This is a genomic window from Siculibacillus lacustris (genome assembly GCF_004328075.1).
In the GTDB taxonomy this organism is placed as follows: Bacteria; Pseudomonadota; Alphaproteobacteria; order Rhizobiales; family Ancalomicrobiaceae; genus Siculibacillus; species Siculibacillus lacustris.
In genome coordinates this window covers 25,974-47,928 of the sequence record NZ_SJFN01000008.1, presented here as the reverse complement: position 1 = coordinate 47,928, position 21,955 = coordinate 25,974, and the positions used below count along the sequence as shown (strand labels likewise).

Below are 21,955 nucleotides of genomic sequence, written 5' to 3'. Positions count from 1 at the left end.
CGTCGTCCTGTGACGGCTCGGCGAGGAGCCACGGAAGGGAGCGGTCGGGCGTCGACCGTCGATTGCCCATGATAACCGCTTTTCAACCGGCTTTTTCCGGGTTATCGATCTCTAGATCCGGGTATTTCTTCGAGGTTTCCATGATCGGCAGTGAAATCGACGGCGTCGATCGTCTCGACCGCAAGATCCTCGCGGCGCTGCAGGGCGACGGCCGCATCACCAACGCCGATCTCGCCGAACGCATCGGCCTGTCGGCGACCGCCACCGCCGACCGGGTGCGGCGGCTCACCCGCGACGGCTTCATCCGCGGCTACCGCGCCGAGCTCGATCCGGGCAAGCTCGGCCGCGGCCTCCTGGTGTTCGTCGAGGTGCTGCTCGACCGCACCAGCCCCGACGTGTTCGACGCCTTCGCCACCCAGGTGAAGCGCGCCGGCGAGGTGCTGGAGTGCCACATGGTGGCCGGCGGCTTCGATTATCTGCTCAAGGCGCGGGTGCGCGACATGGGGGCCTATCGGCGCTTCCTGGCCGAGGTCATTCTGCCGCTGCCGGGGGTGCGCGAGACCCGCACCTATGCGGTGATGGAGGAGGTCAAGGCGACCACCGCCCTGCCGATCTGAGCCCACCGCAGAACCGGGCGGGGCACCGGGGCCGCCCTTCACCATCGCCGCAACGACCCGGCCCGAGGTCATTGTCGGCCGACGCGAAGTGAGGCAATCTGCCGCTCCGGCGAACTCGCTGCGTCGAATCACGACGGCGAGCGCCAATCAGACGCGAGCGGACAGGATGACGAGGAAAGACGTTTTGACGGCCGCCATCATCGCCAGCCTGCTGGCGATGGAAGGGATGCACTTCGCCCAGATGTGGGGGACTCCGGCGCCGGTCGCGGTGCGCGATCCGGCCGGGCGCGAACTCGACCGCCAGTTCGTCCAGGCGCTGATCTCGCGCTACAAGGATACGCTGGCGCTGGCCGACAAGGAACGCGTGCAGGGCCACAATCCGGAACTGCGGCGGCTGGCCGAGGCGCTGGTCGAAGCGCGCCGGCGCGAGCTGGCCTCGATCGAGCGATTCGTCCCCGACGATCAATGAACGATCGGCGCCCCGAGGCGCCGTCAGACGAGCCGTGAGACGGCTTCGCCGCCCGAGGGGGCGGCGGAGCCTGCAAATCGTGAGGAATGCCGGGCGCTCGAACCCGTGAGCCGCCGGGCTCAGACGGTCCGATCGATGCCTTCGAAGGTCCCGGGGGCCGGTGCGCTCGCGTCCACCGCGGCGATGCGCGGACCGCCCTTGGCGACGCCGACCAGCGCCGGGCGCAATACCCGGCCGGCGATGGCGAAGCCGTCCTGGAGCACCTGCAGCACCGTTCCGGCGGGAACGTCCGGGTTGGCGATCTCGAACATCGCCTGATGCAGGTTGGGGTCGAAGCGCTCGCCCTGGGGCGACAGCTTGCGCACGCCGTGCTTCTCCATGACCTTGAGCAACTCGCGGCCGGTCAGTTCGACGCCCTCGATCAGCGCCGCGGCGCCGGACACCGTGCTCTCGCGCAGCTCCGCCGGGACGTGCGACAGGGCGCGGTCGAAGTTGTCGGCGACCGCCAGGAGATCGCGGGCGAATCCGGAGACGGCGTAGTCGCGCGCTTCGCGGACTTCCTTCTCGGTGCGCCGGCGCAGATTCTCCATCTCGGCCAAGGTCCGCAACAGGCGATCCTTCAGCTCGGCCGCCTCGGCCTGGGCCGCGGCGATCGGATCGACGGCGGGCGTCTCGGTCGCGGGGGCGGTTTCGGGGGCGGCGTCGGCCTGGGGGGCGATCGCGGACTCGTCGCTCATGGTCTGCCTCGAAGGTTCGGGAACTCGACCCGGATTTGAGGGTTTCGGCGCGGCATTTCAAGCCCCTTCGTCGCAGACGCGACGACGACGACGCCCCGTCTCCGTCGGGAGGGCGGGGCGTCGTCGCGGGCGAGACCTCGAAATCAGGCGATGGCGCCGTTGATCCAGTCGACCAGCTTGCCCTTGGGGGCGGCGCCGACCTGCATCGCCGCCGGCTTGCCGCCGGAGAAGACGATCAGGGTGGGGATCGAACGGACGCCGAACTTCATCGCGACGTCCGGGTTCTCGTCGATGTTGAGCTTCACCACCTTCACCTTGCCGGCCATCTCGGTGGAGATCTCCTCGAGCGCCGGGGCGATCATCCGACACGGTCCGCACCACTCCGCCCAGAAGTCGACGACGACCGGCTCGGACGAAGCGAGGACGTCGGTATCGAAGGACGCGTCGGTGACTTTCACGGTCGCCATGGGAAAACCTCTTGCGGGGCGCGCGGGAGCGGCGCCGATCTTTCGGGGTGAGAACGTAGGTAGGCGAGGGCCTAGCGTCAAGATGCTGTAGGTATCTCCGCTCCGAACCACAGGATCACGACAGCGCGAGCCGTCGCGCCGCGGCGTCGAGCAGCACCGGCGCGATTTCGTCGAGGCGCTGCAGGGCGGTCCACAGGAGCGCACAGCGAATCGCCCGCCCGGGGAACAGCCGCGCCAGCAGCACCCGGTAGAGCGCCAGCTGTTCGACATGGCTCGCCGGCGGCGCCCCGACGGGCGGCGGGCGGCGATCGGTCTTGAAGTCGACCAGCAGCACGGCGTCGGCGGTGATCGCCAGGCGGTCGATGCGGCCGGAGATCTCGATCGGCGTGGCGTCGGTCGCGACCAGGCGGCCGACGATCGGCACTTCGGCCCGCGATCCGGCGGCGAAGACGGCGGCGAAGTCCGGCGCGGCGAGCACCGATTCGACCTCGGCGAGGAGACCGGTGCGGGCGTCTTCCGGCCATGCCGCGGCGCGGGCGGCGAGGAAGCGGGTGGCGGCGGCCCGGCGGCGATCGACGGCGAGGCCCGGCAGGACCTCGAGCAGGCGATGGGCGAGCGTGCCGCGCAGGCGCTCGAGTTCGCGGCGGGCGGCGCGTTCGGCGGCGGCGGCCGGACCGCCGCGGCCCTTCGCCGCGGGCGCGTCGGGGTGGGCGGAGGGCGTGGCCCGGAGAATCGTCGGAACGACCGGTGGCGGGCGATCGATCCAGGCCGGCAGGTCGGGATTCGCGGCGGCGACGGCGGGGGCCGGCGGCTCGGGCGGGCGCGGGATGCCGCGGCCGGTGCGCCAGCGATGGGCGACGACGGTGCCGGCGGCGTCGGTGACTTCCTCGGCGTCGGGCAGCAGGCGCTCGGCGATGCGGGCGTGCCAGCATTCCGGGCTGGCCCCGCGCACCCCGGCGAAGCCGCAGACATAGAGGCGATCGGCGGCGCGAGTCATGGCGACATAGAGGAGACGGAGATATTCGGCGCTCGCCGCGTCGCGATGGGCGGCGCGGGCGGCGACCACCACGGCGGGATCGGCGGAGCCGCGGCTCCACACCGGCACGGGCGGTGCGCCGGGCGGCGAATCGGGCACCGCGAGGCGCACCAGGGTCGGGTCGTGGGCGGCATGGACCGGGCCGGAGCCGGGATCGACCAGGAACACCACTGCCGCCTCGAGGCCCTTGGCGCCGTGCACGGTCATCACCCGCAGCTCGTCGCGGGTCTCGTCGAGTTCGCGTTTGATCTCCGGGGCGTCGGCCTCGAGATCGGCGAGGAAGCGGCCGAGGCTCGGTGCCGGGCCGCGATCGGCGGCGGCGGCGAGCGCCAGGAACTCGTCGAGGACGTCCTCGGCTTCCGAGCCGAGGCGCGCGACGAAGCGGCGGCGGCCGCCGTCGGCGGCGAGGATGCGGGCATAGAGCTCGAAGGGCGGCAGGCGGCGGGCGCGCTCGCGCCAATCCTCGAGCCGGCTCGCGACCGCGCGCCAGGCCGGCGAAGCGTCCGCCGCCCGGTGGAGTGCGGCGGTCAGGCTCTCGCCCTCGCGGCGATCCGTACAGGCCAGATCGACCAGATCGTCGTCGCTGCGATCGAACAGCGGGCACTTCAGGACCGAGGCCAACGCCAGATCGTCCTCGGGCAGCAGCAGGGTGCGGCCGAGCGCCATCAGGTCGGCGACGGCGATGTGATCGGTGAGGCGCAGGCGGTCGTGGCCGGCGACGGCGAGGCCGCGCTCCTTGAGGACACGGTTGATCGCGTCGACGAAGACGCCGCGTTTGCGCACCAGCACGACGATGTCGCGCGGACCGAGCGGCCGGCCGGTGCCCTCCAGGCGGAAGCCGGGGGCGAGCAGGTGCTCGATCTCGTCGGCGATGCGGGCGGCGAGCCGCATCCACGGCGCCGCGGTGGTGGCGCGGTCGAGGGGGGCGGCCCAGTCGTCGGGCTCGACCTCCTTGTCGGCGACGATCATCGGCCAGATCTCGACCAACCCCGGCGCGCCGGCGCGGGCGGCGGCGTGGGTGCCGTAGTCGCTGGGGTCGGTGAGCAGGCGCGCGCGCAGGGCGGGGTCTTCGAACACCCGATCGACGGCGGCGAGCACGTCGTCGGTCGAGCGGAACGACAGGTTGAGTTGGACGTCGGCGAAGGGTCGATCGACGGCGCGGGCGCGGGCCGCGAAGGTGCTGCGGCTCTCGGAGAAGCGGCGCGGCTCGGCGCCCTGGAAGGAATAGATCGACTGTTTCTCGTCGCCGACCGCGAAGACGGTGCGCACGCCGAGTCGCGCTCCTTCGCCGGCGAAGAATTCCTCGGTCAGACCGTGGACGATCGCCCACTGGCGCGGGCTGGTGTCCTGGGCCTCGTCGACCAGGATGTGGTCGATGCCGCGATCGAGCTTGTACTGGACCCAGGCGGCGGCGTCGGAGCGCGACAGGAGATCGGCGGTGCGGGTGACCAGATCGTCGAAGTCGAGGGCGCCGCGGGCGCGTTTTGCCCGCTCATAGCGACCGACGACGCGGTCGCCGAGGCGCAACAGGGCGGCGGTGGTGGTCGCGGACGCCAGCGCGGCGCGGGCGTCGGCGAGACGCTGGAGCCGCGCGGTCTCGCGGGCCGCCCGGTCGAGGAAGTCGGGATGGCGCTCGCACACCGCCTTGGTGGCGAGGCTGCGGGTGGCGCGCGGCGCGTCGGCATTGGTGAAGAACACCGACCACCAGGCGGCGAGGCGATCGTTCGCCGGCACGGTCGGGGCGACCGCGCGGCGCAGGCGCTCGGCCTGGGCGGCGTCCTGACGGCCGGAGCCGGCGAAAGTATCGATCAGCTCGGCGAGGACCGGAGCGGGAAACTCCGGCGAGGCGAGCATTTCGGCGACCAGACGGGCGTCGCGCTCGCCGTCCGGCACCGCCAGGGCGGCGCGGATCGCCGCGATCACCCCGTCGAGATCGCCATGGGCGCGCAGAGCGTTGCGCAGATCGTCGCGGGCGGCGATGACCGCGTCGAGGGCGCCGGCCAGCGCGAACTCGCCGACCGTGTCGAGCAGGATCGCCAGCGCGTCGGCGACCGGATCGCCGAGCGGCGCGCGGCTCGCCGAAACCAGCTCGGCGTCGCGGGCGGCGGCGACCAGTTCGCGCTCCAGGCGCTCGTCGAGGATGTCGAAATGGCCGCCGAGATCGGCCTCGAGCGGGAACTGTTGGAGGATGCGTTCGCAGAAGGCGTGGATGGTCTGGATCTTGAGGCCGCCGGGGGTCTCGATCGCCTCGGCGAACAGGCGCCGCGCGCGATCGAGCCGCGCCACCGCGCGTGGGCCCCGGTCGACCGCCGGCCCCTCGACCTCGGCGATCGCCGAACGGAGCGCCTCGTCGTCGAGCAGGGTCCAGCGGCCGAGTTCGGCGAAGACGCGGTTGGACATGGTGGCGGCGGCCGCCTTGGTGAAGGTCAGGCAGAGGATGCGGCTCGCCGGGGTGCCGGCCAGCAACAGGCGGATCACCCGTCGCGCCAGCACCCAGGTCTTGCCCGAGCCGGCATTGGCCGAGACCCAGGCGGAGGACTCCGGGGCCGAGGCGCGGCGCTGGCGATCGATCGTTTCGGCGGGCACCACGAAGGGCGAGGTCACGGGTCGGTCGCCTCCGGGGTGGTGCCGGCCGCCCATTCGGCGACGCGGGCGAGGTGATCGTAGTCGCCGCCACGGTCCTTCTCGAACTGCACCCGCGGCCGTGACGGATAGCCGGTCTCGGGCCGGCGAAAGAGCCGCACCAGCTCCTCGAGCCGGTCGCGGGCGGCGTCGGCGAGGGCTTCGGCGTCGCGGGCCTCGGTGCCGCCGCGGCCGCGACTCTCCCACGAGCCGCCGGCGGCGCCGCCGGTGAGGTGGAGATAGGCGATCTCGGCGATCGCCTTGCCGACGAGATCGGGGCCGAAGGCGCCGGCCCGGACCATCGCCGCCTCGAGCGGCAATTGTGGCGCCATCAGCGCCTGCACCGCCTTTTCCGAGGGCGGGCGGCCGGTCTTGTAGTCGAGCAGGGCGAGGCGGCCGTCGGTCATCAGGTCGATGCGATCGGCGCGTCCCGACAGGGTGAAGTCGACGCCGTCGACCGGGAACACCCAGCGCCCGGCGATCTCGGCGTGGCGCTCGGCGACCAGCGGGTCGCGCTCGGCCTCGACGGCCAGCCACCAGCGGCCGATCGCCGCCAGTCGTGGCCGCCACAGCGCCACTACTTCCGGGAAGGCGGCGAAGCGGGCGAGTTCGATCTCGGCCAATTCGCTCAGCCGCGCCGGGGCGACGGCGCCGCGCACCGAAGTGCCCTCGCGCAGGAAGGCGGCGAGCGTGTCGTGGACGAAGGTGCCGCGCTCGGCGGCGCCGATCGAGCGGCCGAGCGGATCGAGCGCGGTGAGGCGCAGGACGTGGCGGGCGAAGATCGCGTAGGGATCGCGGATCCAGGTCTCGATCTCGGTGATCGACAGGCGGTTCGGCCGCAGCGCGACGGGGGGACGCGGCGACGGCCGGGCGACCGCCCGGGGCGGCGCGTCGGGCCGGTCGATGCGGCGAGCCCAGGCGAGCGGTGCGGCCATCGGCGCCTTGATGCGGGCGGTGCCGGCGGCGCCGATCAGGGTCGACAGGCGTTGCAGCCAGCGCGAGGGCACGGTCGGGCTGCCGCCGGCACGGGCGGCACGGGCGAGGATCACCCGCGGCGCGGCGGCGGCCTGGGCGAAGTCGTGGGCGGACAGGCCGATGCGCCGTTCCGGGGCCTCCAGCGCCAGATCGCGGCGCATCGGCCGCGACAGCCAGGGATCGGCGCGGGCCGGCACCGGCCAGATGCCTTCGTCGAGCCCGGCCAGCACCACCAGATCGAAGGACAGCAGGCGCGCTTCGAGCGGGCCGTAGACGAACAGGCGGGCACCCGGCGCGGTGCGGCGGTTGACCGCGACGTCGCCGAGCAACGCCTCGAAGAAGCCGGGCCAGGCGGCGGCGGCGAAGCGGATCGCCGCACCCTCGCTGGCCGCGGCCTCGACCAGACCGGCGAGGGCGGCGGCCAGCGCCTCGCCGTCCTCGTCGGCATAGAGGGCGGCGTCGGACCCGTCGGCATCGGCGGCGATCGCGCCGAGGGCCGCGACATGGGTCGCGACCAGGGTCGGCAGATCGACGGTGGCGCGGTCGCCGAGCGCCTCGAGCGGCGCGAGCGCGTCGACCAGATCGACCAGCAGGGCGCGGGCCTCGGCGCGTTCGGCGGGGCGGATGCGGGCGCGCGCCGCGGCGGTGCGGCCGGGATGGGCGGCGATCTCGGCGGCCGCCTCGTCGAAGGCCTCGATCAGGCCGGCGCCGGTCGGCACGGTGCGGGGACCGCGCAGCGCGATCAGCTCGATCACCCGGGCGAGGCGGGCGGCCGCGGCGGCGCGGCGGCCGAAGCGGGCGAGCGGATGGGCGAGCAGCGCGGCGACGGTGACCGGATCGAAGCCGCCGAGCGCGGTCTCGGCGATCAGCCGGGCGAGCACCGCCGGGCGGGTGTGGCCGAAGGGGCGGCCGGCCGAATCGTCGATCTCCAGGCCCCAGCGGCCGAGCTCGGCGGCGACGCGCCGGGCGAGGTTGCGGTCGGGGGTGACCAGCGCCGCGGTGGCGGCCGGATCCTCGATCGCTTCGCGCAACACCAGGGCCACGGCGAGCGCCTCTTCGGCGTCGTTGCGGGCCTCGATCAGGCCGACGCCGGCGAGGGCGGCAGGGAGGTCGAAACGGCCCTCGGCGATCGCCGCGGCGAAGGTTCGCCAGTCCTGGGTGGTGGCGGCGGGGCGCAGGGCCTCGGAGAGCAGACGGCGGCGCGCAGCTTCGTTCGGGGTGGGCGGGGCCCCGAGCCGGGCGACGTCGTCGCGGGTCACGCCGAGCCGGTCGAGGAGCAGGCGCAGGCCGTATTGCGGATGGCCGGGGACGGGATCGCCGGTCTCGGGTTCGAGGCTGTCCCAGGCGGCGGCGTCGAGGTCGAAGTCGAGGCCGGGCAGCACCACCGCGCCGGTCTCGAGCCGGCTCACCACGGCGATCAATTCGGCGGTCGAGGGCACCGAACCGGTCGAGCCGGCGGCGATCACCGGACCTTTCGGCGGCGCTTCGGCGAGGCGGCGGGCGGTGCGGCGGATCGCGGCGTGGCGGCGCACCGCCGGATCGTCGAGGCCGCGCTCGGCGAGATGAGCCGGCCAGGCACGGGTGGCGATCGCCAGGAAGTCGCGGGTCAATTGCCACCAGGCGGCGTGGTCCTCGGGCACCAGCCCGTCGAGGAGCGACCAGTCGGCACCCTCGGCGACCACCTGATCCATCAGCACCAGGAGCGCCGAAGCCAATCGCACCGCTTCGGCCGGGGTCGCCGGCACGGTCGGGGCGGCGCCGGTCGCCGGATTGCGACTGCCGGCGGCGAGGCCGGCGGTCCAGCCGAGCACCAGCCGGGTCATGGCGAGGCGGCGTTCGAGCGGCGTGGCGACCGGGGCGAGGTCGTCGTCGGCCTCGCCGAAGTCGCCGTCCTCGTCGACGTCGCCGAAGGGCCGGATCTCCGGCAAGAGCGCCACCGCTTCGCCGCCGCCGGCGGCGAGTTCGGCGAGCAGCGCGTCGCGCAGGGCGCGGGCGGCGCGCCGGGTCGGCACCAGGATCAGCGCATCGGCCATCGCCGTCGGATCGGCGGGATCGAAGGCGGTACCGGGGACCAGGGTCCCATCGAGGAAGGCGCGGGCGAGGGTGGCGAGGAACGGCCGGCCGGCGTCGATCGACAGGACACGCGGGAAGCGCGCCGAAGCGGCGGCGGGCGCGGGATCGCTCGATCGGGTCACGCGCTCGCCCTCCCCCGGTGCTTTCAGTCGGCGCTCTCGGCGATCGCCGCCTCGGCTTCGACGATCGCGCGCGGCGTGCCGACGTGCAACCAGATTCCCTCCATGCGCTGGCCGTAGAGGCGGCCGGCGTCGAGGGCGCGATCGAACAGGGTGTTGAGCGAGAAGGCCCCGGCGGGGGCGTCCTTGAACAGGCGGGGATGGAGGATCGCCGCGCCGGCATAGACGAAGGGGGCGATGCGCCGTTCGGCGCGGCGGGTCAGCCGGCCGAGATGGTCCATCAGGAAGTCACCGGGGCCGGAATAGCCGACCGAACCGACGGTCGGGGCGAGCAGCAGCAGCCCGTCCATCTCGGCGTCGGTCCAGCGCTCGGCGAGGAGATCGAGATTGCGGCGGATGCCTTCGATCCAGAAACTGTCGGAGTTGATCACGTAGAAGGGCGCGCCGCCGAGCAGCGGCAGGGCCTTGACGATGCCGCCGCCGGTGTCGAGCAGGGTCTCGCGCTCGTCGGAGATGGTCACCCTCGGCTCGGCGCATTTGAGCACGTGGACCTCGACCAGATCGGCGAGATAATGGACGTTGACCACCGCCCGTTCGACCCCGGCGACGCGCAGCCGCTCGAGGCCGTGGTCGATCAGCGAGCGACCGGCGACTTCGACCAGCGGCTTGGGCGTGGTGGCGGTGATCGGCCGCATCCGCTTGCCGAGACCGGCGGCGAGGACCATGGCGCGGGTCGGGCGGACGATCGGCGCCCGGGGGCGCGAGGGACTCGGGGACATCGAAGGGTTCCGGCATTCAGGCGGGCGGACGGGCGGCACGCCGCTCGCGCGGCACGGCCTCCTCATACCAGAGCTTCAACGGCCGCAACACCGGTTCGTCGAGGACGCGATCGAGGTAGGCCCACAGGCGCGGCCGATGGGCGAGGTACTGCGGCTTGCCGTCGCGGGCATCGAGCCGGGCGAAGACGCCGAGGATGCGGGTGTTGCGCTGGGCGGCGAGGATCGCATAGGCGCGGCGGAAGGCGGCTTCGTTGAAGTCCGGGGCGCTGGCGCGGCGGGCCGCGACATACGCGGCGATCAGCTCGGCCTCGAGCTCGGGGGACACGTCGACGCGGGCGTCCTGGGCGAGCGAGACGACGTCGTAGGCCGGCGGGCCGAAGATGGTGTCCTGGAAGTCGAGCACCCCGACGCGGCGGGTGCCGCTCTCGTGGGCGAGCCACAGGAGGTTGGGCGAATGGTAGTCGCGCAGGCACCAGGTCGCCGGCGCGGCCAGGACCTCGTCGAACAATGGCGCCCACAGGGCGGCGAAACGGGCGCGCTCGTCGGCGCCGGCCGGGCGGCCGAGGAGATGGGGCAGGCCCCAGTCGAGGAACACCGTGACTTCCGCGGCGAGCACCGCGGCGTCGCACCGGAGCACTTCGTGGCTGCCGCCGGCGCCGTCGTCGAGGCGGTCGGGCAGCGCACGGCCATGGAGTTCGGCGAGGAGTTCGACCGCCGCGCGGTAGCGCTCGGGGATCGGTCGCGGGGGCATGCCCGCGACGCAGGGGACGCTGCCGAGATCCTCGAGCAGCAGGAAGCCGCGATCGAGATCCTGGGCGAGCACCGCCGGCACCCGCACGCCGGCCGCGGCGAGGCCGTGGGCGAAGGCGAGGAAGGGGCGCGGGCCTTCGGCGAGGCGGGCGGCGGCGCGGGCGGCGATGCGCGCCCGGCCGGCGGCGTCTTCCGGCTCGGGCGGATGGTTCATCAGCACCACCGCGGCGGCGCCGAGGGAGAGGCGCTCGTAGCTGCGCGACGAGGCGTCGCCCTGGAGATGGCGGCGATGCCAGGCGCCGTGGCCGGCGGCGGCGAGGAAGGCCCGCACTGCCAGGCTGCGCTCGAGCCGGAGGCCCCAGCGGGCGCGGTCGCCGACCACGGTGAGCCGCCGCGCCTCGGGGCGGGCGCCTTGCGCGAGGGCGACGATCAGGGCGTCGTCGGGCAGGCGCGGCCCCGCGTGATCGGGCCACTCGACCAGCACCGCGCCGGCGGCGATCGCCTCGTCGAAGCCGAGTTCGTCGAGTTCGTCGGGGTCGGCGAGGCGGTAGAGGTCGAAATGGGCGACGGTCAGGCGCGCCGTCTCGTAGGCCTGGACCAGAGTGAAGGTCGGGCTCGGCACTTCGAGCGCGGCGTCGTCGGCGACCGCCCGGATCAGGGCGCGGGCCAGCGTCGATTTGCCGGCGCCGAGGTCGCCGACCAGGGCGACGACGTCGCCGGGGCGCAGGATCGCCGCGAGGTCCTCGGCGAAGGCGACGGTCGCCGATTCGTCGGCGAGATCGCGCTCGATCCGGATCTCGATCTCGTCGAGGGCCGCGGGAAGGGGCTCGTCCATGACAGGATCCTCGGGCCCGGGCGGGCGAACGGACGGGGCGGCGCGGTCACTCGCCGGCGGCGGAGCGTCCGCCTTCGAGGCCCGGGCGATCGTCGGTCTCGGGACGGAGGGGAAAGCGGCAGACCACCTTGGTGCCGCGGCCTTCGGTCGATTCGATCTCGACGACGCCGCCGTGCAGCTCGACGAAGCTCTTGACGATCGACAATCCGAGGCCGGCGCCGCCGCGGTGCGGGCCCTGACGGCGGGTGTAGAAGCGTTCGAACACCTGGCGCAGATGCTCGGCGGGAATGCCGACGCCGTCGTCGCCGACCGCCACCAGGATGCGGTCGCCGTCGCGCCGCGCCGAGACGATCACCCGGCCGCCTTCGGTCGAGAAGGACACGGCGTTGGACAAGAGATTGAACAGGACCTGACGCACCCGCTTCTCGTCGGCGACGAAGCTGCCGACCGCCGGGTCGATCTCGGTGACGAGGCTGACGTTGTGGGCGGCGAGTCGATCCTTGACCCCCTCGACGGCGGCGGCGACGGTGGTGGCGACGTCGACGTCGCCGACCTGCAGCCGCATGATCCCGGCATCGATGGTGGCGAGATCGAGGATGTCGTCGACGATCGCCATCAGGGCCTGGCTCGACGACATGATGTGGCCGGTGTAGTCGCGCTGCTTGTCGTTGAGCGGGCCGGTGCGGCCGTCGGCGAGGAGATGGGCGAAGCCGATGATGTTGGTCAGCGGCGAGCGCAACTCGTAGGAGACGAGGCCGACGAAGTCGGTCTTGATGTGGTCGGCCTGTTCCAGGGCCTCGTTCTTCTCCATCAGGGCCCGTTCGACGTTGACCGTGTCGGTGACGTTGACGAAGGTCACCAGCGTCGCGCCGTCGGGCAGCGGCACCGCGGCGAATTCGAGGACCACGCCGTCGCGCCGTTCCATCGCGCCGTCGAGGCGATCGCGATTCTCGGCGAGACCGGTGACCGCCAGTTTCAGGCGGTTCCAGGCGGCCGGATCCTCGTGGATACAGGACAGCCGCTCGATCACTTCGGAAATGTGCGGGCGGGCGGCGACCGCCGCCTCGTCGAGGCGCCACAGCGCGGCGAAGGCCGGATTGGACAGGCGCAGGCGGCCGTCGGAACCGAACACCACGACGCCCTCGGAGAGGTGGTCGAGGGTCTCGCCCTGGACCCGCACCAGGGCGTTGTGGCGCTTCTCGAGCTCGATCTTCTCGGTGACGTTCTCGTAGACGTAGGTCACGCCGCCCTGTGGGTGGGGATTGGCGATGACCCGCAGCGTCTGCCCGTCGGGCAGGTGCCACCAGTGTTCCTTGCCTTCGAGCGAGCGATAGGCCGATTGAACGTCGCGTTTCCAGGCGCGCCAGTCGGCCTGTTCGGGCAGACGGCGGCCGGCCCGCATCTGGTCGAGCACGGCGCCGTCCTCGGGGGCGGAGTCGAGGAACGCCGGGTCGAGGCCCCACAGCTCGCGGAAGGCGGCGTTGTGGAACTGCAGGTGCTTGTCGGCGCCGAAGGTGGCGACGGCGGTGGCCAGTTGGTCGAGGGTGCGGGCGTGGAAGTCGATGGTCCGGCGCAGTTCGGCCTGGATCTGCTCGAGGTCGGTGACGTCGATGGCGATACCGGCCTCGCCCTGGGCGGAGGCGACGTCGACGACGTCATAGGTGCGGCGGCGCCCGGCGACGACCACCGGCAGGCGCAGATCGACGGCCAGCGAACTCGAGCGGACTTGGCGGATCGCCTTGCGCCCGGCGGTGTCGAGCAACTCGTGGCCACCCTCGAGGACGCGCTCGGCGGTCGGCAGGTCGACCGCCTGGGCATAGGCGCGGTTGACCCAGGCGAGGCGGCCGTCGGGGCCGCGCAGCCACATCGGCATCGGCACCGCCTCGAACAGCGCCCGCATCGCCTCGACCTCGTCGCACTGGCGACGGTGGCGCTCGGCGAGCTCGGCGTAGCGGCGGCGTTCGCCGGTCAGGTCGCAGAAGCGGACGAAGGGGCGCCCACCGGCGATGCGGCCGGCGGCCTCGACGTGGGTGCCGGAGCGGGTGCCGAGTTCGAGGTCGAAGGGGGTGCCGCGTTCGCGCAAGGAGACCACGGCACGATCGAGCTCGGCGGCGCCGTTCGGCTCCAGCCAGGCCCCGAAGGCGAGGAACTCGGCCCGGGCCCGCGGCGCGGCGGCGGCCTCGCCGAGGCGGCCGAGCACCAGCGGCGGATCGCCGGGCAGGCTCCAGGCGAGGATCAGCTGATCCTCGGCGTCGAGCAGGGCTTCGGCCCGGTCGGCGCGGGCCTTGAGATCGGCGTTGTCGTCGCGCAGATGGCGGATGGTGGCGTCGGCGCGGGCACGCTGGCGCATCATGCCGACCGCGGAGGCGACGGCGACGCAGACCACGCCGATCATCGACGCGGTCAGGACGATCTGGTGTGTGGCCAACGTCTCTTCGCCGGTGACCGCGAACGCCGGAGCGATCGCCGCGACCAGGGCCGACGACGCCGTCGTCAGGCCCACGAGTCCCCCTCGGAGCGCCGCGTGAATCCGCGCTCCCCTCCGCCCCACCATGTCGAAGGTCCTCTCCCGCATCGAATTCGTGACGACGCTAGCCCGGACTTCGTCGAAAAACGCGTTCGAAGCCCCCCGAATCACTCCGAAGATACCTCTTCGGACGGGGGCTGAGGAGAGTCGTCGTCCGCAAAAGTCGAAGGCGCGTCTCTTTCGAGACGCGCCCCAACATTTGGTATTCCCGACGAATACGATCAGTAGCGATAGTGGTCCGGCTTGAACGGGCCGGCGGTCGGGACACCGATGTAGTCGGCCTGCTCCTTCGACAGCGTCGACAGCCGCACGCCGAGCTTGGCGAGATGGAAGGCCGCGACCTTCTCGTCGAGCTTCTTGGGCAAGGTGTAGACGCGGTTCTGGTAGGCCGCGCCGTTGGTCCACAGTTCGATCTGGGCCAACGTCTGGTTGGTGAAGGACGCCGACATCACGAAGCTGGGGTGACCGGTGGCGTTGCCGAGGTTGACGAGGCGGCCTTCCGACAAGACGATCAGGCGCTTGCCGTCCGGGAACACCACGTGGTCGACCTGGGGCTTGATGTTCTCCCAGGTGTAGTTGCGCAGCGCGCCGATCTGGATCTCGGCATCGAAGTGGCCGATGTTGCAGACGATCGCGTTGTTCTTCATCGCGCGCATGTGCTCGATGGTGATGACGTCCTTGTTGCCGGTGGCGGTGACGAAGATGTCGCCCTTGGGGGCGGCGTCTTCCATGGTCACCACTTCGTAACCTTCCATCGCCGCCTGCAGGGCGCAGATCGGATCGACTTCGGTGACCAGCACGCGGGCGCCGCCGTTGCGCAGGGACGCGGACGAGCCCTTGCCGACGTCGCCGTAGCCGGCGACCACGGCGATCTTGCCGGCGAGCATCACGTCGGTGGCGCGGCGGATGCCGTCGACCAGGCTCTCGCGGCAGCCGTAGAGGTTGTCGAACTTCGACTTGGTGACGCTGTCGTTGACGTTGATCGCCGGGAACGGCAGACGGCTCTGCTCGGTCAGGATGTAGAGGCGATGGACGCCGGTGGTGGTCTCCTCGGAGACGCCACGGATCGCGTCACGGACGCGGGCGAACCAACCCGGCTGGGCGGCGATGCGCTTCTTGATCTCGGCGAAGAAGGCGACCTCTTCGTCGTTGCCCGGGTTGGCCAGCACCGCGGCGTCCTTCTCGGCTTCGGCGCCGAGGATGACGTACATGGTGGCGTCGCCGCCGTCGTCGAGGATCAGGTTGGGAACGCCGCCGTCGTGCCAGTCGAAGGTGCGGGCGACGAAGGCCCAATATTCTTCCAGGCTCTCGCCCTTGTGGGCGAACACCGGGGTGCCGGCGGCGGCGATCGCCGCGGCGGCGTGATCCTGGGTCGAGAAGATGTTGCAGGACGACCAGCGCACCTCGGCGCCGAGCGCCTGGAGGGTCTCGATCAGCACCGCGGTCTGGATGGTCATGTGCAGGCAGCCGGCGATGCGGGCGCCCTTCAGCGGCTGAGCCGCGCCGTATTCCGACCGCACGCCCATCAGACCGGGCATCTCGGTCTCGGCGATGTCGATCTCCTTGCGGCCCCAGGGGGCGAGGGAGAGGTCGCGGACGGCATAATCGAGGCTCTTGGTCATCAATGGTCTCCGGAAATCGGGGCGCGACGCGGCGCGCGGGGATCGGGGTGGCGGACGATCCGGCGCAGGAACGCGCTCGGGACCGGATCTCGGCTCCGCGGTCCTTATAGAGGAGGCGACTTGCGATCTCAATAACGATATAAAGATTTCTTTATATGAATGCGAAGCGATGACTTTGCCGTCGGCGACGTCACACGGCCGCCGAAATCGGTGGATCATCGTGCGCGACGTGATTCCCAGGGGAGGACGACCACATGGCCGACATCGAGATTCCGACCGGCGAGAGCCAGAGCAGCCGCGACAGCTTCAACAATTCGATCGCCATCGCCGTGGCCCTGGTGTCGGCCTTCATGGCGGTGTCGAAGATCAAGGACGACAACATCGTCCAGGCGATGCAGAAGGCCCAGGCGGAGAGCGTCGACTACTGGAACGAGTATCAGGCGCGCCGCCAACGGCAGTTCGGGGTGGAACTGGCGATCGAGCAGACCCGGGCGACCCAGGCGGTCACGCCGGAGCTCGAGGCCAAGCTCGCCGATTGGAAGAAGCAGGCTGACGTCTACAAGGCGCGCGCCGAGGAATCGGCGACCAAGGCCAAGGCCCGCGAGGCCGACTACAACGCCGGCAACGACCGCGACGACCTGTTCGATCTGTCCGACGCGCTGCTGTCGATCGGGCTGGCGATGTTCGCGGTGACCGCGCTGACCCGGGTGCGCTGGCTGTTCGGCGTCGCCTCGGTCGCGGCACTGTCGGGGGCGGTGTTCGGGGTCGCCGGTTTCAACGGCTGGACGGCGCTGCACCCGGACTTCCTGATCTCGTTCCTCAACTGATCGGAGGAGCGGGAGGACGGCGGCGGGGTGCCGAAAGCGCGTCGTGCCGGTCCGAAGCGCCGCCATCGCGTCCCCTCCCCCCTCGAGGGGGAGGGACAGGGAGGGGGGCGCGGCGGTGACGAATCTCGACGCGAGCGAGCGGGCGAGACTCAGCCCCCCCACTCTGTCTCTCCCCCTCGAGGGGGAGAGGACGCTTACCTGAACGCCCGTCGCTGTTCGGGGAGGAGTCGCCCCGGACCGCCGCTGCCCCTCGCGGGGGCGTCGTGAGCGTTCGACACTCGCCATCGTCCACCGGACGACGGCGTCCGGGCCGTCGGCCCGGACTGTGCCTCACTCTTCGTAGAACTTGGCTTCGAGGAGGTCGGCGATCGCCTGCATCGCCTCGGCCGCCTGGGGGCCGCGCGCCAGCACCCGGATCGAGGTGCCGATCCCGGCGGCGAGCATCATCAGGCCCATGATCGAGGTGCCGCCGACCGTCTGGTTGTCCTTGGAGACCTCGATCTCGGCGTCGAAGGATTCCACCGTCTGGACGAACTTGGCCGAGGCCCGCGCGTGCAGGCCACGTTTGTTGGTGATGGGCAGGTCGCGGACGATCCCGCCCGAGCCGTCGTCGGTCATGCCGCCTCCCCCGTGGCCGAGTCACCGCCCGGGAAGCCGGGTCTGCCGTACCGTGTCGTCGCGGAGCGCCCCGCGGCGGCGATCGTCGGCCTCATCCCTGCAGGACCTGGCTGGCGACGTTGATGTATTTGCGGCCGGCCTCCTTGGCCTCGACCACCGCCTCGAGCAGGCCGCGCTCGCTGCGCACCTTGGCGAGCTTGACCAGCAGCGGCAGGTTCATCCCCGCCACCACCTCGATCGATCCGCCGTTCATCACCGAAATCGCCAGATTCGACGGGGTCCCGCCGAACATGTCGGTGAGAATGGCCACGCCCGATCCGTCGTTCACGGAGGCGACCGCTTCGAGGATTTCCTGCCGGCGGCTTTCCATGTCGTCCTCGGGGCCGATACAGATCGTGGCGATCCGTTCCTGGCGTCCGACGACATGTTCCAACGCCTTGACGAATTCCTTGGCGAGATCCCCGTGGGTCACGAGGACGAGACCGATCATCCAGCACGCTCCTTCGACGAGGCGTGACGGACGTCGCGAGACGCACGCCTTCGGAGCCCCCACGCCCCGACCCTCGGCCGGCCGGAAAAATGGGCGGGTCCGTGACGAAGTTCAAGTGTCTTTGTCGAAGGGGCCGACGAATTGTGGGCGCGCCGTCCGCGCCTCGGCCGCCACGGCGAGCGCCATCCACACCTTGAGGACCGCCGAACGATCCTCCCGCCACATCGCCAGACGCGGCAACAGGACACCGTCGACGAATTCGGTGGTGTCTTCCGGCAGCGGCAGACGGTCGGGCGGATCGCTGACGAAGTCGACCACCAGCGACACCACGCCGGCCGGTTCATGGGGCACCGCGAGGATGCCGACGCCGCGCAATTCGACGTGGCCGGCGATGGTCGGGGCCGGTCGGGCGACGAGATGGCCCGAAACCGCCGACAACACCACCCGGTCGTCGCCGATCAGCGCCGCCCAGCGGCCGCGGCGCTCGGCCTCGGCGATCAACTCCAGGGCGATGCGCGACTTGCCCGATCCCGACGGTCCGCGCAGCAACACCGTATCGGCGCCCACCACCACGGCGGTGGCATGGACGGTGACCGGTGCGGCGGCGACGGTGCGGTCAGGCAATCGCCCCTCCCCCCGGCAGGCTGACGACGAAACGCGCGCCGCACACCGTCCCGTCGGGGCGATGGCGATTCGCGGCGGTGATGCTGCCACGATGGGCCTCGACGATCTGCCGTGAAATTGCGAGGCCGAGGCCGGAATTGTTGCCGAAGCTCTCGCCGTCGGGGCGGTCGGTGTAGAAGCGTTCGAAGATCCGCTCCAGCGCCTCGGCGCGGATGCCCGGCCCGTCGTCGTCCACCGTCACCTCGATACGGCGCCCCTCCTGGGCCAGAATCACCCGCACCTCGGCGCCTTCGGCGGAGAACGAGCGGGCGTTGTCGACGAGGTTGGTGACCACCTGACCGAGGCGGCTGTCGTGGCCCATCACCACGAAGGCGAGGTGGGGTGCACCCGCCGGGCGGATCTCCAGGGTCACCCGCTGGCCGCGGCGTCCGGCGAGGTCGTTCTGCAGGGCGACCACCGCGGTCACCAGGGCCTTCAGATCGACCGGTTCGGCGTCCTCGCGGGCCAGCTCGGCATCCAGGCGCGAAGCGTCGGAAATGTCGGAGATCAGGCGGTCGAGGCGGCGGACGTCGTGCTGGATGACCTCCATCAGGCGGCCGCGCGAAACGTCGTTGCGGGCCAGCGGCAAGGTCTCCACCGCACTGCGGAGCGAGGTCAGCGGGTTCTTCAACTCGTGCGAGACGTCGGCGGCGAAGCTCTCGATGGCGTCCATGCGGTTGTAGAGGGCATTGGTCATGTCGCGCAGCGCCCGCGACAGATGGCCGATCTCGTCGGCGCGGTCGGCGAATTCGGGGATCTCTTCGCGCGCCTTGACCGAGCGGCGGACCCGGTCGGCGGCGGCGGCGAGGCGGCGCAACGGCGCGGCGATGGTGCCGGCGAGCAGGATCGACAGGAGCACGATGACCCCGGCGGCGACCAGGAAGACGCGGATGATCGCCATCCGCTCGGCCCGGACGATGGCGTCGATGTCGCCGCCCTGGGTCGACAGCTGCAGCGCGCCGAGCACGGCGCGGCCGCGATGGATCGGCACCGCCACGGTGACGATCATGTCGCCGCCGGGGGTGACGCGGACGATCGGCGTGGTCTCGCCGTCGAGGGCGGCGGCGACCTCCGGGTAGTCCTTGCCGGCGGCGATGCCGAGATCGCGCCAGACCGGCAGATCGCGACCGCCGCGCAGCCAGCGCGACAGATTCTCGATGGTGCGGTGGAAGGTGCCGGTCTCGGTGGCGGTGTCGACGCCGCCGTCTTCGGCGGTGCGCGGCGAGAAGTCGCCCCGGCGATAGAGCACGCGGCTGTCGAGCACCAGGAAGCCGTCGCGGTCCCACACCCGGGCCGGGGTCTTGGCCGGCGAGATCAGCTTCCGGAGGATCGGCGCGACCCGCATCGGATCGATCGGGAACTCCAGCGAGGCGAGGTCCTCGTCGGGCTTCTCCTCGGCCTTCTGGCGATCCTCGCCGATCTGGGCGCGCAAGAACTCGTCGAGATCGATCGAGGTCGAGCCCGGTTCGCTCGACACCGAGGCGGCGATCGCCGCGGCGATGATCTCGCCCTGGGTCTCGAGGCTCTCGACGCGGGCGTCGATCAGGCCGGCGCGGAACTGGTTGAGGTAGAGGATGGCGGCGACCAGGGTCGCCAAGCCGAACAGGTTGAGCAGGACGATGCGGCGGGTCAGGCTCGAGAAGGCGGTATCCGCAAATCCCCGCATCAGTCGCACGAGGACGAGACGAAGCGTCCTCACCCAGCGGAACGGCCGGCGGCGGGGTTTCACCGTCACGAGGTCTTCGCCGAGACTGTCCACGCTCCCGTCACATTTCCTTGAAGCGATAACCGACGCCGTAGAGGGTTTCGATCATCTCGAAGTCGTCGTCGACCGCCTTGAACTTCTTGCGCAGGCGCTTGATGTGGCTGTCGATGGTACGGTCGTCGACATAGACCTGATCGTCGTAGGCGGCGTCCATCAGGGCGTTGCGGCTCTTGACCACGCCGGGACGCTGGGCGAGCGAATAGAGGATCAGGAACTCGGTGACCGTGAGGGTGACCGGCTCGCCCTTCCAGGTGCAGGTGTGGCGCTCCTGATCCATCGACAGCGGACCGCGGTCGAGGATGCGCGCGGCGTCGGTCGGCTTGACCACGCCTTCGCCCTTGGGGATCGCCCGGCGCAGCACCGCCTTGACGCGCTCGACCAGCAGACGCTGGGAGAAGGGCTTCCGGATGAAGTCGTCGGCGCCCATCTTGAGGCCGAACAGCTCGTCGATCTCGTCGTCCTTGGAGGTCAGGAAGATCACCGGCAGTTCGGACTTCTGGCGCAGGCGGCGCAGGAGCTCCATTCCGTCCATCCGCGGCATCTTGATGTCGAAGATCGCCAGATCCGGCGGGCTGGCCTTCAGCCCGTCGAGGGCGGAGGCCCCGTCGGTGTAGGTCTGCACGCGATAACCTTCGGATTCCAACGCAATGGACACGGAGGTCAGGATGTTGCGGTCGTCGTCGACGAGGGCGATGGTGGGCATGCCGAACTGTTCTCCGGAGGATGCGGACAGACCGTGTTCGAGCGCCGCAAATGCGTGCAAATCATGACGGATGATAGTCGGTCCACCGTCCGACCGCCAGCCTCGCGCCACGTCGGGCGACCGGCATCGACCATGCGACGTTTCGTCTTGGTCTCTCGTCCAATTGCCCCCCGGCCGGCGCGGGACGAGGATCACGGGGCTCCGCACCCGCGCCGCGTGCTCCGCGCGCCGCGGTGAGCGAGTGTGGCCCGGATCGGGAGCGGTGATGACCGACAGTGCGCGAGAGGCCACCGCCGCGACGCAGGCCCGGACGCTGGTCCGGCGGGCCGCGACGGCGACGCTGGCGACCACGCGCGCGGGCAGCGGCCATCCCTTCGCCTCGCTGGTGACGGTGGCGACGCTCGCCGACGGCTCGCCGGTGCTGCATCTGTCGCGCCTCGCCGCCCACACCCGCAATCTCGACGGCGACGACCGTGCCTCGCTGCTGTTCGATGACCGCGACGGCGGCGGCGATCCCCTGACCCGCGCCCGGGTGACGGTGTTCGGGCGGATCGAACGCCTCGCCGACGACGGCCTCGCGCGGCGGCGCTTCCTCGCCCGCCATCCGGCGGCGGCGGCCTGGGCGGGGTTCTCCGACTTCGCCTTCCATCGGCTGATCGTCGAGGGCGGCCATCTGGTGGCCGGCTTCGGGCGCATCGCCGAGATCGAATCCACCGACCTGATCGACCCGCTCGACTCCGCCCATCCGCTCGTCGCGGGGGAAGCGGAGATCGTGGCGGCGCTCGACGCCGATCGGGCGCGAGTCGCCGCCTGGGGCCGGCAGTTGGCGGGCGACGGCGACTGGCACGTCGTCGGGGTCGATCCGCGCGGTGTCGACCTCGTCGCCTCTTCGAGTGATTCCCGAGCCTTCGCGCGGATTTCCCTCGATGTCCCGGCCGCCGACGCGGCAGGACTGCGTACTGAACTTTCCACATGGGAGAACTACGGCAAGGGGTCTGAATTTACCTAAAACGATTGAAGACATACGCATTCGATCAGACTTTAGATCGTCTTGTTACCGTGGCTCGCCGCGTAGTAATTTCTGTGCGCTCACGATGGAGTGACGGGCACACAAGTCGACCCTCTGAGCGGGGATGGAGACGGAGTAGGGGACCAATCGGCCCCGGCCTTCCCGCGTGACGGTGCCGGCGCCGTTCCTCGTCCCCTCTTTCTTCCGGCTGCGAACCTGACCTGCACCTGACGGCCCACGCTTCACGATTTC

At 71.4% G+C, this 21,955-nt stretch carries 17 protein-coding genes; 4 read left to right on the top strand and 13 right to left on the bottom strand.

Features of this window, described 5'->3' with window-relative positions:
- The first annotated feature begins 155 nt into the window (after window positions 1–155).
- Both EYW49_RS06915 and EYW49_RS06910 read left to right on the top strand, forming a co-directional pair.
- Window positions 156–617, top strand: a complete 462-nt coding sequence (locus EYW49_RS06915) for an Lrp/AsnC ligand binding domain-containing protein (protein ID WP_131307744.1) — start codon at window positions 156–158, stop codon at window positions 615–617.
- 184 nt (window positions 618–801) lie between these two features.
- Window positions 802–1,086 carry a DUF305 domain-containing protein gene (locus EYW49_RS06910; protein WP_165498161.1) on the top strand — a complete coding sequence of 95 codons (285 nt, stop codon included), beginning with the start codon at window positions 802–804 and terminating at the stop codon, window positions 1,084–1,086.
- A gap of 119 nt (window positions 1,087–1,205) precedes the next feature.
- Here EYW49_RS06910 and grpE read toward each other — a convergent pair whose 3' ends face one another.
- The 8 genes from grpE to ahcY form a co-directional block, all read right to left on the bottom strand.
- A complete protein-coding gene (gene grpE, locus EYW49_RS06905; protein WP_131307568.1) occupies window positions 1,206–1,823 on the bottom strand; it encodes a nucleotide exchange factor GrpE in 618 nt (205 codons plus the stop codon).
- A 143-nt stretch (window positions 1,824–1,966) separates the two neighbouring features.
- Window positions 1,967–2,290 carry a thioredoxin gene (gene trxA / locus EYW49_RS06900; RefSeq protein WP_131307566.1) on the bottom strand — a complete coding sequence of 108 codons (324 nt, stop codon included), beginning with the start codon at window positions 2,288–2,290 and terminating at the stop codon, window positions 1,967–1,969.
- 115 nt (window positions 2,291–2,405) lie between these two features.
- Window positions 2,406–5,930, bottom strand: a complete 3,525-nt coding sequence (addA, locus tag EYW49_RS06895) for a double-strand break repair helicase AddA (RefSeq protein WP_165498160.1) — start codon at window positions 5,928–5,930, stop codon at window positions 2,406–2,408.
- The gene (gene addB / locus EYW49_RS06890) at window positions 5,927–9,118 is read right to left on the bottom strand and encodes a double-strand break repair protein AddB (protein ID WP_206365408.1); all 3,192 of its coding nucleotides are present in this window, start codon (window positions 9,116–9,118) and stop codon (window positions 5,927–5,929) included. Before addB ends, addA begins: the two co-directional genes overlap by 4 nt.
- A gap of 23 nt (window positions 9,119–9,141) precedes the next feature.
- Window positions 9,142–9,894 carry a nucleotidyltransferase family protein gene (locus EYW49_RS06885; RefSeq protein WP_206365407.1) on the bottom strand — a complete coding sequence of 251 codons (753 nt, stop codon included), beginning with the start codon at window positions 9,892–9,894 and terminating at the stop codon, window positions 9,142–9,144.
- 16 nt (window positions 9,895–9,910) lie between these two features.
- Entirely contained in the window at window positions 9,911–11,479 is a 1,569-nt protein-coding gene (gene tsaE, locus EYW49_RS06880; protein ID WP_131307562.1) for a tRNA (adenosine(37)-N6)-threonylcarbamoyltransferase complex ATPase subunit type 1 TsaE, read from the bottom strand.
- A 46-nt stretch (window positions 11,480–11,525) separates the two neighbouring features.
- Complete coding sequence (locus EYW49_RS06875) at window positions 11,526–13,982, bottom strand: PAS domain-containing sensor histidine kinase (RefSeq protein WP_228259531.1); 2,457 nt, start codon at window positions 13,980–13,982, stop codon at window positions 11,526–11,528.
- Between the two features lie 245 nt (window positions 13,983–14,227).
- Window positions 14,228–15,628 carry an adenosylhomocysteinase gene (ahcY, locus tag EYW49_RS06870; RefSeq protein WP_131307558.1) on the bottom strand — a complete coding sequence of 467 codons (1,401 nt, stop codon included), beginning with the start codon at window positions 15,626–15,628 and terminating at the stop codon, window positions 14,228–14,230.
- A 254-nt stretch (window positions 15,629–15,882) separates the two neighbouring features.
- On the opposite strand from ahcY, the gene EYW49_RS06865 reads away from it, so the two are divergent.
- Entirely contained in the window at window positions 15,883–16,455 is a 573-nt protein-coding gene (locus tag EYW49_RS06865; protein ID WP_131307556.1) for a DUF4337 domain-containing protein, read from the top strand.
- Between the two features lie 330 nt (window positions 16,456–16,785).
- Here EYW49_RS06865 and EYW49_RS06860 read toward each other — a convergent pair whose 3' ends face one another.
- The 5 genes from EYW49_RS06860 to EYW49_RS06840 all read right to left on the bottom strand — a co-directional run bounded on the left by EYW49_RS06860 (window position 16,786) and on the right by EYW49_RS06840 (window position 20,694).
- Window positions 16,786–17,073, bottom strand: a complete 288-nt coding sequence (locus tag EYW49_RS06860; RefSeq protein ID WP_131307554.1) for an HPr family phosphocarrier protein — start codon at window positions 17,071–17,073, stop codon at window positions 16,786–16,788.
- 91 nt (window positions 17,074–17,164) lie between these two features.
- Entirely contained in the window at window positions 17,165–17,563 is a 399-nt protein-coding gene (locus EYW49_RS06855; RefSeq protein WP_131307551.1) for a PTS sugar transporter subunit IIA, read from the bottom strand.
- Window positions 17,564–17,674: 111 nt separating this feature from the next.
- The gene (locus tag EYW49_RS06850; RefSeq protein WP_131307549.1) at window positions 17,675–18,187 is read right to left on the bottom strand and encodes an HPr kinase/phosphorylase; all 513 of its coding nucleotides are present in this window, start codon (window positions 18,185–18,187) and stop codon (window positions 17,675–17,677) included.
- Window positions 18,180–19,955: a stimulus-sensing domain-containing protein gene (locus EYW49_RS06845; RefSeq protein ID WP_407695464.1), complete on the bottom strand. Its 1,776-nt coding sequence runs from the start codon at window positions 19,953–19,955 to the stop codon at window positions 18,180–18,182. Before EYW49_RS06845 ends, EYW49_RS06850 begins: the two co-directional genes overlap by 8 nt.
- A 37-nt stretch (window positions 19,956–19,992) precedes the next feature.
- Complete coding sequence (locus EYW49_RS06840) at window positions 19,993–20,694, bottom strand: response regulator transcription factor (protein ID WP_131307547.1); 702 nt, start codon at window positions 20,692–20,694, stop codon at window positions 19,993–19,995.
- A gap of 265 nt (window positions 20,695–20,959) precedes the next feature.
- On the opposite strand from EYW49_RS06840, the gene EYW49_RS06835 reads away from it, so the two are divergent.
- Window positions 20,960–21,703, top strand: a complete 744-nt coding sequence (locus EYW49_RS06835) for a HugZ family pyridoxamine 5'-phosphate oxidase (RefSeq protein WP_165498159.1) — start codon at window positions 20,960–20,962, stop codon at window positions 21,701–21,703.
- Window positions 21,704–21,955 lie beyond the last annotated feature (252 nt).

Bases quoted from the DNA above. Each gene is read 5' to 3' on its own strand.
- grpE (WP_131307568.1), bottom strand. From the start codon at position 1,823: ATGAGCGACGAGTCCGCGATCGCCCCCCAGGCCGACGCCGCCCCCGAA.
- trxA (WP_131307566.1), bottom strand. From the start codon at position 2,290: ATGGCGACCGTGAAAGTCACCGACGCGTCCTTCGATACCGACGTCCTC.
- EYW49_RS06885 (WP_206365407.1), bottom strand. From the start codon at position 9,894: ATGTCCCCGAGTCCCTCGCGCCCCCGGGCGCCGATCGTCCGCCCGACC.
- tsaE (WP_131307562.1), bottom strand. From the start codon at position 11,479: ATGGACGAGCCCCTTCCCGCGGCCCTCGACGAGATCGAGATCCGGATC.
- ahcY (WP_131307558.1), bottom strand. From the start codon at position 15,628: ATGACCAAGAGCCTCGATTATGCCGTCCGCGACCTCTCCCTCGCCCCC.
- EYW49_RS06865 (WP_131307556.1), top strand. From the start codon at position 15,883: ATGGCCGACATCGAGATTCCGACCGGCGAGAGCCAGAGCAGCCGCGAC.
- EYW49_RS06860 (WP_131307554.1), bottom strand. From the start codon at position 17,073: ATGACCGACGACGGCTCGGGCGGGATCGTCCGCGACCTGCCCATCACC.
- EYW49_RS06855 (WP_131307551.1), bottom strand. From the start codon at position 17,563: ATGATCGGTCTCGTCCTCGTGACCCACGGGGATCTCGCCAAGGAATTC.
- EYW49_RS06840 (WP_131307547.1), bottom strand. From the start codon at position 20,694: ATGCCCACCATCGCCCTCGTCGACGACGACCGCAACATCCTGACCTCC.
- EYW49_RS06835 (WP_165498159.1), top strand. From the start codon at position 20,960: ATGACCGACAGTGCGCGAGAGGCCACCGCCGCGACGCAGGCCCGGACG.